This window comes from Amycolatopsis orientalis (assembly GCF_000943515.2).
Classification (GTDB): domain Bacteria; phylum Actinomycetota; class Actinomycetes; order Mycobacteriales; family Pseudonocardiaceae; genus Amycolatopsis; species Amycolatopsis orientalis.
In genome coordinates this window covers 8020211-8034488 of record NZ_CP016174.1, presented here as the reverse complement: position 1 = coordinate 8034488, position 14278 = coordinate 8020211, and the positions used below count along the sequence as shown (strand labels likewise).

The 14278-nt window shown below is 68.4% G+C and carries 12 protein-coding genes; 7 read left to right on the top strand and 5 right to left on the bottom strand.

Annotated elements, in window-relative coordinates; all coding sequences use genetic code 11:
* Positions 1-6 precede the first annotated feature (6 nt).
* Positions 7-876: an SDR family oxidoreductase gene (locus SD37_RS34765; protein WP_044856329.1), complete on the top strand. Its 870-nt coding sequence runs from the start codon at positions 7-9 to the stop codon at positions 874-876.
* Positions 873-2084 (top strand): acyl-CoA dehydrogenase family protein, encoded by a 1212-nt coding sequence (locus tag SD37_RS34760; RefSeq protein ID WP_044856328.1) that lies wholly within the window; start codon positions 873-875, stop codon positions 2082-2084. Before SD37_RS34765 ends, SD37_RS34760 begins: the two co-directional genes overlap by 4 nt.
* 215 nt (positions 2085-2299) lie before the next feature.
* Here SD37_RS34760 and SD37_RS34755 read toward each other — a convergent pair whose 3' ends face one another.
* Complete coding sequence (locus SD37_RS34755; RefSeq protein WP_044856327.1) at positions 2300-4786, bottom strand: DNA gyrase/topoisomerase IV subunit A; 2487 nt, start codon at positions 4784-4786, stop codon at positions 2300-2302.
* A gap of 29 nt (positions 4787-4815) precedes the next feature.
* Positions 4816-6867: a DNA gyrase/topoisomerase IV subunit B gene (locus tag SD37_RS34750; RefSeq protein WP_044856326.1), complete on the bottom strand. Its 2052-nt coding sequence runs from the start codon at positions 6865-6867 to the stop codon at positions 4816-4818.
* A 275-nt stretch (positions 6868-7142) separates the two neighbouring features.
* On the opposite strand from SD37_RS34750, the gene SD37_RS34745 reads away from it, so the two are divergent.
* Positions 7143-8039, top strand: a complete 897-nt coding sequence (locus SD37_RS34745; protein ID WP_236725190.1) for a hypothetical protein — start codon at positions 7143-7145, stop codon at positions 8037-8039.
* On the opposite strand, the gene SD37_RS34740 is transcribed toward SD37_RS34745, so the two are convergent.
* Positions 8023-9447 (bottom strand): glycoside hydrolase family 76 protein, encoded by a 1425-nt coding sequence (locus SD37_RS34740; protein ID WP_052675161.1) that lies wholly within the window; start codon positions 9445-9447, stop codon positions 8023-8025. The genes SD37_RS34745 and SD37_RS34740 overlap by 17 nt on opposite strands.
* 159 nt (positions 9448-9606) lie before the next feature.
* On the opposite strand from SD37_RS34740, the gene SD37_RS34735 reads away from it, so the two are divergent.
* A complete protein-coding gene (locus SD37_RS34735; RefSeq protein WP_044856324.1) occupies positions 9607-10692 on the top strand; it encodes an LLM class flavin-dependent oxidoreductase in 1086 nt (361 codons plus the stop codon).
* A complete protein-coding gene (locus SD37_RS34730) occupies positions 10689-11270 on the top strand; it encodes an FMN reductase (protein ID WP_044856323.1) in 582 nt (193 codons plus the stop codon). Before SD37_RS34735 ends, SD37_RS34730 begins: the two co-directional genes overlap by 4 nt.
* 81 nt (positions 11271-11351) lie before the next feature.
* Here SD37_RS34730 and SD37_RS34725 read toward each other — a convergent pair whose 3' ends face one another.
* Together SD37_RS34725 and SD37_RS34720 are read right to left on the bottom strand one after the other, a co-directional pair.
* The gene (locus SD37_RS34725) at positions 11352-11693 is read right to left on the bottom strand and encodes a YciI family protein (protein ID WP_044856322.1); all 342 of its coding nucleotides are present in this window, start codon (positions 11691-11693) and stop codon (positions 11352-11354) included.
* Entirely contained in the window at positions 11693-12922 is a 1230-nt protein-coding gene (locus tag SD37_RS34720; RefSeq protein WP_044856321.1) for an MFS transporter, read from the bottom strand. Before SD37_RS34720 ends, SD37_RS34725 begins: the two co-directional genes overlap by 1 nt.
* A gap of 167 nt (positions 12923-13089) precedes the next feature.
* Here SD37_RS34720 and SD37_RS34715 point away from each other — a divergent pair, with 167 nt between their 5' ends.
* Together SD37_RS34715 and SD37_RS34710 are read left to right on the top strand one after the other, a co-directional pair.
* Complete coding sequence (locus SD37_RS34715; protein ID WP_044856320.1) at positions 13090-13503, top strand: PGPGW domain-containing protein; 414 nt, start codon at positions 13090-13092, stop codon at positions 13501-13503.
* Between the two features lie 29 nt (positions 13504-13532).
* Positions 13533-14216: a TetR/AcrR family transcriptional regulator gene (locus tag SD37_RS34710; protein ID WP_044856394.1), complete on the top strand. Its 684-nt coding sequence runs from the start codon at positions 13533-13535 to the stop codon at positions 14214-14216.
* Positions 14217-14278: the final 62 nt, after the last annotated feature.

Sequence of the window (14278 nt, the reverse complement as noted above, 5' to 3'; positions counted from 1 at the left end):
AAAGTCATGGGAGCACTCGACGGGCGGGTCGCCGTCATCACCGGCGCCGGCCGCGGGATCGGCCGCGAACACGCGTTGCTGTTCGCGCGGGAGGGCGCGAGCGTCGTGGTCAACGACCTCGGCGGCGCGAACGACGGCAGCGGCGCCGACACGGGACCGGCACAGGAGGTCGTCGACGAGATCCGCGCCGCGGGCGGGAAGGCGGTGGCGAACACGGCCAACGTCGCCGACTGGGCGGGTGCCGAGGAACTGATCGCGCAAGCGGTGGGCGAGTTCGGCAAACTCGACGTCGTCGTGAACAACGCCGGCATCCTGCGTGACGCGTTCCTCGCCGGGATGGAGGAGTCCCACTGGGACGCCGTGATCGCCGTGCACCTCAAGGGGCATGCGGCGGTGCTGCGGCACGCGGCCGCGTACTGGAAGTCCGCGAGCAAGGCCGGGGAGCAGGTCGCGGGTTCGGTGATCAACACCGCGTCGGCGTCCGGCGTCACACTGCCGAACGCGGGACAGGCCAACTACGGCGCGGCGAAAGCGGGGATCGCCGCGCTGACCCTGGTCGCGGCCGAAGAGCTGGAGCGGTACGGCGTGCGGGTCAACGCGATCGCGCCGATCGCGCGCACCCGGCTCACGCTGGCGACGCCGGGCATGGGCGCGATCTTCGCGCAGGAGGTCGAGGAAGGGGAGTTCGACGCGTTCTCCCCCGCCAACATCTCGCCGCTGGTGGCCTACCTCGCGACCGAGAAATGCCCGCTCACCGGCAAGGTCTTCGCGGTGCAGGGCGGGGCGATCTCGGAACTCGCGGGCTGGCACGACGTCAAGGTGATCGAAACCGAGGAAGCCTGGGAGATCGACGACATCGCGGCCAGGCTGCCGTGATCGAGTGGTCCGAGACCGAGCTGCTGATCCGGGACGCGATCCGCGAGTTCGTCGACAAGGAGATCCGGCCGCACCTCGACGCGCTGGAAAGCGGGACGCTGCCGCCGTACGACATCATCCGCAAGATGTTCGCGTCGTTCGGGATCGACGCGCTCGCGCGGGAATCGGTGTCGAAACTGCTGTCGAAGGACCGGGGCTCCGGTGGTGGCGGTGGTTTGGCGTTCGGCGGGCAGGAGGCGATGGCGCTCATCGCGGTGAGCGAACTGGCCGGGGTCAGCCTCGGCATCGTCGCCTCGCTCGGGGTGAGCATCGGGCTGACCGCGCAGACGATCCTGACCAAGGGAACGCAGGCGCAGAAGGAACGCTGGCTGCCCGGGCTGGCGACCTTCGAGAAGATCGGCGCCTGGGCGATCACCGAACCCGACTCCGGCTCGGACGCTTTCGGCGGGATGAAGACGTCGGTGCGGCGTGACGGCGACGAGTATGTCCTCAATGGACAGAAGACGTTCATCACCAACGGCCCGTACGCCGACACGATCATCGTCTACGCGAAGCTCGACGACGGCTCGGAGGTGCGGGACCGCAAGGTGCTGACGTTCGTGCTGGACAAGGGGATGCCCGGGCTCACGCAGGGCAAGCCGTTCAAGAAGATGGGCATGATGTCCTCGCCGACCGGTGAGCTGTTCTTCAGCGACGTCCGGCTTGGGAGGGACAGGCTGCTCGGCGAATCCGAGACCGGCCGTGACGGCGACAGCAAGGCCGAGGTGAAGTCCGGGTTCGCCGTCGAGCGGGTGGGTGTCGCGGCGCTGGCGCTCGGGATCATCAATGAGTGCCATCGGCTTTGCGTTGACTACGCGAAGAACCGGAAGCTGTGGGGCCAGGAGATCGGGCGGTTCCAGCTGATCCAGCTCAAGCTGGCGAAGATGGAGGTCGCGCGGATCAACGTGCAGAACATGGTCTTCCAGCTGGTCGAGACGCTGCGCGCGGGGAAGATGCCGACGCTGGCCGAGGCTTCGGCGATGAAGCTGTACTCGTCGGAGGCGGCGACCGAGGTGGCGATGGAGGCCGTGCAGCTGTTCGGCGGCAACGGGTACATGGCCGAGTACCGGGTGGAGCAGCTGGCGCGGGACGCGAAGTCGCTGATGATCTACGCGGGGAGCAACGAGATCCAGGTGACGCATATCGCGAAGGGGCTGCTGGGGCGGTGAGCGGAGCGGCCGCGGGGAGCGTCAGCGGCGGGCGCGGGGTGGTCGGGGAGCCGGGGCCAGTCGGATACGGGGAAAGCGCCCTTCGGCTCGCGGCCCCGCGTCCTCGGGACCGCAGGATGGGCACGCGTGTTATGAACGGGACTTTCATTGCAAAATTTGCAATGAAAGTCCCGTTCATAACATTGGCGGGGGGCAACGTCCGCAGGGAGTAGGGGTCAGTCGCGTTCGATGAGGTGACCGACGACCTCAGGGCCCGGGTGGGCGTGGCCGGAGCCGTCGCGGCGGACGTCGACCTCGGGCAGTTCCACCGGGTCGCCGTTGCGGGCGGCACCGGCGGGGCGCGGGCCGATCCAGCCGACGATCAGGCGAGTCTCACCCTTGAGGAACCGCTGTGCCCGGACACCGCCGGTCGCGCGGCCCTTGGCCGGGTACTCGCTGAACGGGGTCACCTTCACACTCGCGCCGGTCGCGGTGACGACCATCGGCTCGCCGTGTTCGGCGTCATCGGTGCGGATCGCGCCGAAGAAGACCACTTCCGCCTCGCCGCGTACGGCGATCCCGGCCATGCCGCCGCCCTTGAGACCCTGCGGTCGCACCAGCGAAGCGGGGTAACGCAGCAGCGACGCTTCGGACGACAGGAACGCCAGTATCTCGTTGCCGTCGGTGAGCCAGGTGGCGCCGACGACCTCGTCGCCGTCCTTCAGGCTGATCACGTCGAACTCGTCCGAGCGGACCGGCCATTCCGGCGCGCATACCTTCACCACGCCGAGTTTCGTGCCGAGCGCGAGGCCGGGGGAGCCGGCGGCTTGTTCGCCGAGCGGGGCCAGGCCGATGACGCGCTCGCCCTTCTCCAGCGGAACCAGTTCCTTGGCGGCCATGCCGCCGCGCAGCGAGACGGTGCCCGCCTGCTCGGGCAGCACCGGCAGCGGCAGCACGTCGGTCTTGAACGCACGGCCGCGGTTGGTCACCAGCAGCACCTGACCGCGTGCGGTCGAGTGCACGACGGCGGCCACCGAGTCGTGTTTGACGCGGCCGTTGCGGCGCCGCACTTCCGACGCCTCCTCCGATTCCGCCGCCGTCCGCGCGACCAGGCCGGTGGCCGAAAGGATCACCTGGCACGGGTCGTCGGCGACCTCCAGCGGACCGGACGGCTTCGACGCGGCGAGGACCTCCTTGAGGTCACCGTCGATCAGCGCGGTGCGGCGCTCGGTGGGGTGGTCCTTCGCGATCTTGGCCAGTTCGGCCGAGACGACCTTCTTCAGCACCGTTTCGTCGTCGAGGATCTTCGACAGCTCGGCGATCTCCTCGCGGAGCTTGTCCTGCTCGGCCTCGAGTTCGATCCGGTCGTACTTCGTGAGCCGCCGCAGCGGCGTGTCCAGGATGTAGGTCGCCTGGATCTCCGAGAGCTTGAACCGCTTCATCAGGCCGTCCTTCGCGGCCGCGGCGTTCTCGCTCTCGCGGATCAGTTTGATCACCTTGTCGATGTTGAGCAAGGCGATCAGCAGACCGTCGACCAGGTGCAGGCGCTCTTCGCGCTTGCGGCGGCGATAGCGCGTGCGGCGGGTGACGACCTCGTAGCGGTGACTGAGGAAGACCTCCAGCAGCGCCTTGAGCCCCAGCGTCTGCGGCTGCCCGTCCACCAGGACCAGGTTGTTGATGCCGAAGGACTGCTCCAGCGGCGTCAGCCGGTACAGGTCCGCCAACAGCGCCTGCGGGTTCACGCCGACCTTGCACTCGATGACCAGCCGGGTGCCGTTCTCGCGGTCGGTGAGGTCCTTGACGTCGGCGATCCCGGTGAGCCGCTTGGACTTGTTGACCTCGTCGGTGATCTTCTCGATCACCTTCTCCGGGCCGACGCCGTACGGCAGTTCGGTGACGGTGATCGCCTGGCGGCCGCGGCTGCCCTCCAGCGGACCGGTCTCGGCGCTGGCGCGCATGCGTACCACCCCGCGGCCGGTCTCGTAGGCGCGGCGGACCTCGTCCAGCCCCAGCAACGAACCACCGGTCGGCAGGTCGGGGCCGGGGACAAACTCCATCAGCTTCTCGAGCGTGGCGTTCGGGTGGTTGATCAGCCACCGCGCCGCGCCGATGACCTCGGTCAGGTTGTGCGGGATCATATTGGTCGCCATCCCGACCGCGATCCCGGAAGTGCCGTTGACCAGCAGGTTCGGGAACGCCGCCGGCAGCACCGACGGCTCTTCGAGCGAACCGTCGTAGTTCGGCCGGAAGTCGACGGTGTCCTCGCCGAGTTCGCCGACCAGCAGCATCGCCTCGGGCGAGAGCCGCGCCTCGGTGTACCGCGAGGCGGCCGGGCCGTCGTCGGGGGAGCCGAAGTTGCCGTGCCCGTCGACCAGCGGGACGTTGAGCGAGAAGTCCTGCGCCAGCCGGACCATGGCGTCGTAGATCGCCGTGTCGCCGTGCGGGTGGTACTTGCCCATCACGTCGCCGACCACCCGGGACGACTTCACGTACGCGTGCGTCGGCCGGTAGCCGTTCTCGTTCATCGAGTACATGATCCGGCGGTGCACCGGCTTCAGCCCGTCCCGCGCGTCCGGGAGCGCCCGCGAGTGGATGACCGAGTAGGCGTACTCCAGGTACGAGTCCTCGATCTCCGTCTTCAGCGAGTTGTCGAAGACGTTCGCGCCGGGCCGGTCGAACGCGGAGGGATCGACCTTGGTGGTGGTGCCCTTACGGCGTGCCATTGCTCAAAGCTCCTTGAATAGCAACGAAATCAGGCGTCGATGGCTTCGCGGTCGACCCGGTCGGAGGATTCGACCAGCCAGTTGCGGCGCGGTTCGACCTTCTCGCCCATCAACAGTTCGAGCGCGTTCTCCGCGGCTTCGACGTCGTCGAGGGTGATCCGGCGGACCGAGCGGGTGGCCGGGTTCATCGTGGTGTCCCACAGTTCGTCGGCGTCCATCTCGCCGAGACCCTTGAACCGCGGCACCGGCGTGACGATCTGCTTGCCGGCGCGTTCCAGCTCCGCGAACTTGGTCTCCATCTCCTTCTGGGTGAAGGTGAAGTGGGTCTCCGGGTTGCGGCCCTTGGTGACCAGTTTGTGCAGCGGCGGCATCGCGGCGTAGAGCCTGCCGTCCTCGATCACCGGCCGCATGTACTTGGCGAACAGCGTGATCAGCAGCGTCCGGATATGCGAACCGTCGACGTCCGCGTCGGCCATCAGGATCACCCGGCCGTAGCGCATCGTCGTCAGGTCGAACGTGCGCCCGCTGCCCGCGCCGAGCACCTGCACGATCGAGGCGATCTCGGCGTTCTTCAGCGTGTCGCCGAGCGACGCCTTCTGGACGTTGAGGATCTTGCCGCGCAGGGGAAGCAGCGCCTGGTACTCGGAGACCCGCGCCATCCGGGCCGACCCCAGCGCGCTGTCACCCTCGACGAGGAACAGCTCACTGCGGGAGACGCCGGTGGTGCGGCAGTCGACCAGCTTCGGCGGCATGGCCGCGCCTTCGAGCGCGGTCTTGCGGCGGGCCGCGTCCTTCTGCTGCTTCTGGGTGAGCCGGACGCGGGCCGCGTCGACCACCTTCTGCAGCACGACCTTGGCCTCGGCCTTGGTCTTGCGCTCTTCGGTCCAGGCGCGGATGTGCTTGTCGACGACGCCCTGGATGACCCGGGTGATCCCGGCGGTGGACAGTTCGTCCTTGGTCTGCGAGGTGAACTGTGGCTCCGGCAGCCGGACGTGCACGACCGCCGTCATACCTTCCAGCACGTCCTCGACCGTCGGCATGTCCTCCTTGGGCTTCAGCAGCCCGCGGGTTTTGGAAATGGCGTCCTGCAAGGCTTTCAGTACCGCGCGGTCGAAACCGCGGCGGTGCGTGCCGCCGTGCACGTTGCGGATGGTGTTGGTGAAGCACTCCACCGTGCGTTCGTACCCGGTGCCCCAGCGCAGCGCGACCTCGATCTCCGCGCGACGCTCCACATTGGACTGCATGACACCGCTGGCGTCGGCGGCGTTCTCCTTGTACGTCCCCTCGCCGTTGATGATCAGCGTGCCACAGACGGGCTTCTCGCTGTCCGGGGCGAGGAAATCGACCATGTCGGCGAGGCCGTTGGGGAAGTGGAAGGTCTCTTCACTGATCGAATCGTCGACGGCGGTGCGCAGCACGTACGTGACACCGGGGACGAGGAACGCGGTGTTGCGCATCTTCGCGCGGACGCCTTCGACGTCGAGCGTGGCGCCGGATTCGAAGTAGCGCGAGTCGTACCAGTAGCGGATCGAGGTGCCTGAGCGTTCGCCGCGCTTCATCTTGCCGGTGAGGTTCAGCCCGGACTTGCGGGTGAACTTCGCCTTCGGGCCGGGCCCGTCGAACACGCCGGGGACCCCGTGCGCGAACGACATCTGGTGGACCTTGCCGTTCTGCTTCACCGTGACGTCGAAGCGGTGTGACAGCGCGTTCACCGCCGAAGCGCCGACACCGTGCAGACCGCCGGAGGTCTTGTAGCCCGAACCGCCGAACTTGCCGCCGGCGTGCAGCCTCGTCAGCACCAGCTCGACACCGGACAAACCGGATTTGGCGTGCGTGCCGGTGGGGATGCCGCGGCCGTCGTCGTCGACCTGGACGCTGCCGTCGGCGTGCAGGGTGACCACGATCTTCGTGGCGTGACCCGCCACACCTTCATCGGTCGAGTTGTCCACGACCTCGGAGAACAGGTGGTTGATGCCGCGGCTGTCGGTGGAGCCGATGTACATCCCGGGGCGCTTGCGGACCGCTTCCAGACCCTCGAGATGCGTCAGGTCGTCGGCCCCGTACAGGGTCTCAGCAGTCACTGGGTCTTTCTCCTGGAGTCGTGGCTCGCGAACTTGCTCGTGGAGGTGGCGTTCAACGCGACACCGTACTGGAGGATATCCGCCCCCTCCGACAGCTTCCTCTTCTGAAGCTCCCGGGTGTGGCGGACCCCGCGTCCCGATGGCCGGGTCGCGGGTACCTCAAGCCGCTTTCCCGGAGCTTGGATGAGGCGTTATCGTTTCGGGTGTCACACGGTGACGGGGGGAAGAAGGTGGCCGTCGGAGTCGGTCCCACGCGTGTCTCGACCATACGGCGCGTGGTGAGCCTTTGGTATTTCGTGGTGGTCGTCGCGTCGCTCGGGATACTCTCGCCCTTGCCGTTCGTGCACGCCGCGCTCCGGTTGCGCCGCGCGTACCTGTTGCTCTACGTGGTGCTCTACGGCGCCTGGGCCTACGGGCTGATTTATCTGCTCGCACCCGTGGACCCGGAAAGCGAGCCCGAAACGGTCCCGGCCGTCCTGTGGTTCTTCGGCACGATCGGGCTCATCGCCGTGTCGTGCGTCCACCTCGCCGTGCTGCGGAAGAAGATCCTCTACCCGCCGCGGACGGTGTGGGTGGAATCCGGCATGCACTGCGGGCTGTTCTCGATCGACATCGCCGGCTTCGGCCAGGTCGGGCGCAGCAGCGACATCTTCGTCCAGGTGCGGCGGATGCTCTTCGGCCTGCTGGCCAACGCCTTCGAAGCCAGCGGGATCGGCTGGGACGTGTGCCTCAAACGGGATACCGGTGACGGGATGATCGTCGTCGTCCCACCGCACTTCCCGAAGTTCCGGCTACTGCTCCCGCTGCTTTCGCAACTGGCGGCCGAGCTGGCCAAATACAACGTTGTCACCGATCCGGCGTTGCGGATCCGGGTGCGGGTGGCGATCCACGCGGGTGAGGTCACGCTCGACGAGTACGGCGTGACGGGACGGCCGAAGGTGCTGCTGGCCCGGCTCCTCGACTCGCGAGTGCTGCGTGACGCGCTCGCCGAAGCGCCGGAAGCGTGCCCCGTCGTCGTACTCGTCTCGGACCGGTTCCACGAGGACGTCCAGGACCAGGGCGGACCCGGTCTCGACACGATGAGCTACCGGCAGGTGCTCGTGCGCGAGAAGGAGACCGAGGTCCTTGCCTGGTTGCACGTCCCGACGCCGGTGATCAGAGGGCTGCCGTGAGGACCTCCAGCGCGCTGTGCTGACGGGCCGCGTCGATCCGGTCGACCGGACCGGCCCAGTGCAGGCCGTGCTGATCGAGCGAGGTGCGGTTGTCCGCGATCGTCGCGTTCGCTTGGCGCGTCAGGTAAGCACGGTACGGCCTGCCCGCCAGCGTCCGGTCCAGCTCGCCGAGCCCTCTGGCGTACGCGCCCTTGAAGGACGGCCCGTCGGCGCCACAGTCGCCGGACTCGCACGGGTCGCGCAGGATCCCGTTCGCGTGCAGCAGTGACGTCGTGGTGGAGGCGTCCGCGAGCCGCCGGGCCGTGGTGAGCAGGGCGGCGTCACCGGTCGCGCGGTGCAGTTCGACCAGCGCGCCGAGGACGATGCCCTGGTTGTAACTCCAGACGGCCTGGCCGTTGTTGGCGCAGGAGGAGTTCAGGCCGTCGTTGACCAGACCGCTCCCGTTGATCATGCCGCTCGCGCGGAACCAGTCCCACACCTCGCGTGCCCGCGCCAGTTGGAGGGTGTCGCCGGGGAGGCGGTTGTGCAGTGACGCGGCCACCTTGACGTACAGCTCGTTGGTGACGGCGTTCTTGTACGTCTTCGCCGTCGACCACCACAGGCCGCCGCCGCAGGTCCCGTCGCGATAGGAGTACATGTAGTTCGCCGCGATGACGGCGGTGTCGAGGTAGCGGCGGTCCTTCGTCAGGTCGTAGGCGCGGATCCAGGCGAGCGCCCACCAGCCGGTGTCGTCGATGTATTCGTTGGTGAAGTTGTTGCCGCGGTTGCGGTCGAAGGTGTTGCCGATGGCGTAGCGGTAGTTCTGTGAGCCGGTCCGGGTGCTGTAGTCGAGGATCGCGGTGAGCGCGTTCGCCGAATTCCACCAGCCCGTGGTCTGCCAGAGCCCGGTGCCGTTGTCGTAGAACTGCATGAGCGCGGTGGCGGCGGCTTCGGCGCGGGTGTTCGCGGCGACCGTGGTGCGGAACCACGGTGTGCAGGCGATTTCCGGCCGGTCGCCCGCCTTCCCGCAGGCGCGCAGGGCGCCGAAGCGGTGGGTGGCGGGATCGTCGACGTTGAACATCAGCGTCCGCCAGCCGCGCTGTCCGGACGGGATCTTCGTGTCGCCGATCCGGCTGTCGTTCGCCCAGGTGCGGCCGCCGTCGAAGGACCGGTCGAGCCAGACTTCGTCGCCGGGGCTGCCGTTTTCGATGCTGCCCCAGCCCATGTCGTCGCCGTCGGACAGGTGCAGGACGATGCCGCGGCTCCAGACGGACGCCGTCGCGGGTCTTCTGTCGCCGACGGCCAGCGCGGGATCGCGGGCGTCGCAGTACTTGGCGCAGATCGTCGCCGAGACGGTGGGTTCGGGAGTGGTGGTGGCCGGCGTGAGAGCGAATGTCAACGTTGTCACAAGCAGGGAAGTGAGCCACATGGCTCCGAGTGTGAGGGCGGCCACTTCCGGAGCCGATCAAGTCACTCGTTCAGCCCGCGTCGAAGGTCTGGACCAACGGGCCGACGGCGGGGAATATATCTTCCACGCGTAAGGTTGAACGCTCAAGCAAAGATGATCCGGTGATCGAGGGAGCAGGTCATGCAGTTCGGAATCTTCACGGTGGGCGATGTGACGACCGACCCGACCACCGGGGAGGCGCCCAGCGAGCACGAGCGCATCAAGGCGATGGTGCGGATCGCGCTCAAGGCCGAAGAGGTCGGCCTCGACGTCTTCGCCACCGGCGAGCACCACAACCCGCCTTTCGTGCCGTCCTCGCCGACCACGATGCTCGGGCATATCGCCGCTCAGACGTCGAAACTCATCCTTTCCACGTCGACGACGCTGATCACCACGAACGACCCGGTGAAGATCGCCGAGGACTTCGCGATGCTGCAGCACCTCGCCGACGGCCGGGTCGATCTGATGATGGGGCGCGGCAACACCGGACCGGTGTACCCGTGGTTCGGGCAGGACATCCGGCAGGGCATTCCGCTGGCGATCGAGAACTACCACCTGCTGCACCGGTTGTGGCGCGAGGACGTGGTCAGCTGGTCCGGCAAGTTCCGGACGCCGCTGCAGGAGTTCACCTCGACCCCGCGGCCGCTCGACGGCGTCCCGCCGTTCGTCTGGCACGGTTCGATCCGCAGCCCGGAGATCGCGGAACAGGCCGCCTACTACGGCGACGGGTTCTTCGCGAACCACATCTTCTGGCCGAAGGAGCACTTCCAGGCGTTGATCGACCTGTACCGCGAGCGGTACGAGCACTACGGGCACGGCAAGGCGGACCAGGCCATCGTCGGCCTCGGCGGTCAGGTCTTCCTGCGGCCGAAGTCGCAGGACGCGGTGCGGGAGTTCCGGCCGTACTTCGACAACGCGCCGGTGTACGGGCACGGGCCGTCGCTGGAGGAGTTCACCGAGCAGACGCCGCTGACCGTCGGCAGCCCGCAAGAGGTGATCGACAAGACGCTGACCTTCCGCGAGCACTTCGGCGACTACCAGCGTCAGCTGTTCCTGGTGGACCACGCCGGGCTGCCGCTGAAGACCGTGCTGGAGCAGCTCGACCTGCTGGGTGAACACGTGATCCCGGTGCTGCGCAAGGAACTCGACTCGCTTCGCCCTTCTCACGTGCCTGAGGCGCCTACGCACGCTTCGCTGAAGGCGGCTCTTTCGGAGGTGACCGCATGACGACGATCGCGGTGGTGACGGCGGGGTTGAGCCAGCCGTCCTCGACGAGGCTGCTCGCGGACAAACTCGCCGCGGCCACCCGTGCGGTGCTGCCGGACGTGGAGATCGAGTTGATCGAACTGCGCGACCTGGCCCTCGACGTCACGAAGAACATGCTGACCGGGTTTCCTTCCCCGGCCCTGCGCGCGGCCATCGATACGGTGACCGCCGCGGACGGCCTGATCGCCGTCACGCCGGTGTTCACCGCGTCGTACAGCGGGCTGTTCAAGTCGTTCTTCGACGTGCTGGACCAGAAGGCGCTCGACGGGAAGCCGGTGCTGATCGGCGCCACCGGCGGGACCGAGCGGCACTCGCTGGTGCTCGACTTCGCACTGCGCCCGCTCTTCGCCTACCTACGCGCCGAGCCTGTCGCGACGGCGGTGTACGCCGCTTCGTCGGACTGGGCGTCTCCGGGCGATCTCGACAAGCGGGCTTCGCGGGCCGGGCGGGAGTTCGCCGCGCGGTTGTCGGACGCGCCCGCGGTGGCCGAGAGCAGCGGGTTCGTGCCGTTCGAGCAGCTGCTGGGCGCGGGGGAGTGAGCAAGGGACCTTTGCTCTCGTGAGTGGCAATGAGGGTTAGAACCGTCATTACCACTCACGAGGCCGAGGGGGTGGCGAGGTTCAGGGGGTCGGCCAGATCGGCCGGATCTCGATCGTCGCGACCTTCGTGACCGGGTGTTTCGACGCGACCTCGATGGCCTCGTCGAGGTCGGCGCATTCGATCAGGTCGTAGCCGAGGATCTGCTCCTTCGTCTCCGCGAACGGCCCGTCCGACACGAGCAGTTCGCCGTCGTGGTGGCGCACCGTGGTCGCGGTGGCGGTCGACCGCAGCCTGCTGCCGGAAAGCCGCACCCCGCGGGCGGTCATCTCGTCGACCCACGCCTGCGTCTTCTCGTCCAGCGGGTCGTCGCAGCCGTCCGCGCCGGGCACCGGGGTCCCGCAGATCAGCAACATGTAGCGCATCAGTCCTCCATCACGAGTGCTTTTCCGGGGCGCAGCGCCGAAAGGGCGATCGCCAGCCCCAACGCCGCGAAGCAGGCGGCGGCCGCGAATCCCGCGCGGAAGCCGCCGGTCACGGCTTCCGAGGACGTCGCGGTGCCGGTGAAGGCCGCCGACACGGCCGAGGCTACCGAGACGCCGAGCGCGCCGCCGAGCTGGAAGGCGGCGGTGGTGATACCGGACGCGAGCCCGGTGTCCCCGGCGTCGACGCCGCCCAGCGCGGCCATCGGCCCGGCGACCGTGGCCGCGCCCAGCCCGAGCCCGAAGGCGGCGAGGCCGGGCAGCAGATCCGTCAGGTAGGCACCGTCCGGTGAGACACCGGTCAGCGTCAGGCAACCGGCGCCCAGCAGCACCGTGCCCGCGGCCGCCAGACCCCGGACGCCGATCTTCGGGATCAGCGCCTGCCCGCCGTAGGCCCCGACGACCGCCATCACCGGCAGCACCGCGGTCGCGACGCCGAACAGCAGCGGCGAATAGCCGAGTACCTCCTGGGCGTAGCGCGAAATCAGGAACGAGACGGCGAACGCGCCCATCGCGCTGGTGAGCATCACCAGGTTCCCGCCGGTGAGCATCCGTGACGAGAAGATCCGCAACGGGACCAGCGGCGCCCCGCGCCGGGTGGCGTCACGGCTCTCCTCCAGCAGCGCGGGCGTGGCCACGAGCAGGATCAGCGCGATCGGGACGTTCAGGAAGAACACCCATTCCCAGCCGAACGCCCGCGTCACCGTGCCGCCGATGAGCAGCGCCGCCGTGGCACCGAAGCCGCCGACCCCGGACCACGCGGCGAGCGCCTTGGTGCGTTCGCCGTCGTCGGTGAACGTCGTCATCACCAGCGACAACGCGCTCGGCGCCATCAACGCGGCCGAAACGCCCTGCAGGACGCGGGCGGCGATCAGCACGTCGTCGCTCCAGGCCAGCCCGCACAGCAGCGAGGAGAGCAGGAACAGCGCCGTGCCCGCCGAGAACGTCCGGCGGCGGCCGAGCAGGTCCGCGGCGCGGCCACCCGGCAGGAGCAGGAGTCCGAAGCTCAGCAGGTACGCGCTGAGGACCCAATGCGTCCCGTCGGCGGCGAAACCGAGGTCCCGCTCGATCGACGGCACCGCGAGCACGACGATCTGCGAGTCCAGGATGACCATGAAGTTGGCCGTGCAGAGCAGGGCCAGCGCTCGCCATCGGCGCGGGTCGGGATGCATGCGGTCCTCCGTCCTTCGGGGGTGGTTCACCACCCCGACGAACGGCTTCGCGCGAAACAGACAGGTCCGGGGAAAAGTTTTCGAACCGGCCGTCACCCGGGCAGGACCAGCGCGTTCCCGGCGAGACCGGCACAATCGGGGACAGGAACGACGGCGAGGAGAAAACGGTGGGTATCGGAAAACCCGTGAAGCAGGTGCTGATCCTGATCGCGGGCGTCATTCTCCTGCTGGTCGGCATCGCGCTGCTGGTGCTGCCCGGACCGGGGCTGCTGCTCGTGCTCGCGGGGCTGCTCGTGCTGGCGTCGGAGTTCCCGGCGGTCGAGAAATACGTCGACCCCATCCGCGACAGGGCGATGAAGGCGGCCGAGGACAGCGTTTCGTCGCCGCTGCGCATCGCCGGTTCGGTGCTGGCCGGGCTGGGCCTGCTGGCCGCGGGGGTCGTGTGGTGGCTGGTGCCCGGTCTGCCGCTCGGCGGCTGGAGCACCGGTTCGAGCCTGATCCTGTCCGGGATCATCCTGTTCGCGCTGCTGATCTGGAGCTACAAGCGGGTGCGGGACCGGCGGGCGGCGAAGGCCGAATAACAGCCGGGTGGCCTGGTACCGTGCGGCGCGTGGCCCCCGAATTCCTTCGCGCCCGGCGGCCGGAACAGGTGGCGGCCCGGCGCACGGCGATTCTCGGGGCGGCGCGCGAACTCCTGGCCGAGCGGCCCGTTTCCCAGATCAGCCTGCGGGAACTGAGCGATCGCGTCGGCCTGGCGAAATCGAACGTGCTGCGGTACTTCGACAGCCGCGAGGCGATCTTTCTGGAAGTCCTCGACTCGACCTGGGTCGCGTGGCTCGACGAGCTTGAAGGCGAGTTAGGCGCTCCTCGCGACGCGAAGCCTGGTTACGAGCGTGAAGTGTGCGTCGCGACCGTGATCGCGACGTCGATCTCGCGGCAGCGCTTGCTGTGCGAGCTGATCAGCACGATGGCCGCCGTACTCGAACGCAACATCTCCGTGGAGACCGCCCGGAGGTTCAAGACCAGGGCCGCTGAACGGACCGGACGGCTCGCGGACGTCGTCCGCGGCCAGATCCCGTTGGACGCCGACGCGGCCGGACACTTCGCGAAGGCCGTCTTCATCCTCGTCGCGGGTTTGTGGCCCTACGCGAACCCGGGCGAGGCCGTGGCGACCGTCCTGGCCGAACGGGGTGCGCCCGCCGGCCGCGAGATGTTCGTCGACGGGCTGACCGAAGGATTGGCGAACCAGCTGGTCGGGTTGACTGTTCGCGCAGGTCAGAGCCCTCGGCGATAGCAAAGGTCCCTTGCTCCCTTCCCGGGCGCGCCCCGGCGGCCGACCCTGCCTAAGGTGAGGGC

Bases quoted from the DNA above. Each gene is read 5' to 3' on its own strand.
- SD37_RS34765 (WP_044856329.1), top strand. From the start codon at position 7: ATGGGAGCACTCGACGGGCGGGTCGCCGTCATCACCGGCGCCGGCCGC.
- SD37_RS34755 (WP_044856327.1), bottom strand. From the start codon at position 4,786: ATGGCACGCCGTAAGGGCACCACCACCAAGGTCGATCCCTCCGCGTTC.
- SD37_RS34740 (WP_052675161.1), bottom strand. From the start codon at position 9,447: ATGTGGCTCACTTCCCTGCTTGTGACAACGTTGACATTCGCTCTCACG.
- SD37_RS34735 (WP_044856324.1), top strand. From the start codon at position 9,607: ATGCAGTTCGGAATCTTCACGGTGGGCGATGTGACGACCGACCCGACC.
- SD37_RS34730 (WP_044856323.1), top strand. From the start codon at position 10,689: ATGACGACGATCGCGGTGGTGACGGCGGGGTTGAGCCAGCCGTCCTCG.
- SD37_RS34725 (WP_044856322.1), bottom strand. From the start codon at position 11,693: ATGCGCTACATGTTGCTGATCTGCGGGACCCCGGTGCCCGGCGCGGAC.
- SD37_RS34720 (WP_044856321.1), bottom strand. From the start codon at position 12,922: ATGCATCCCGACCCGCGCCGATGGCGAGCGCTGGCCCTGCTCTGCACG.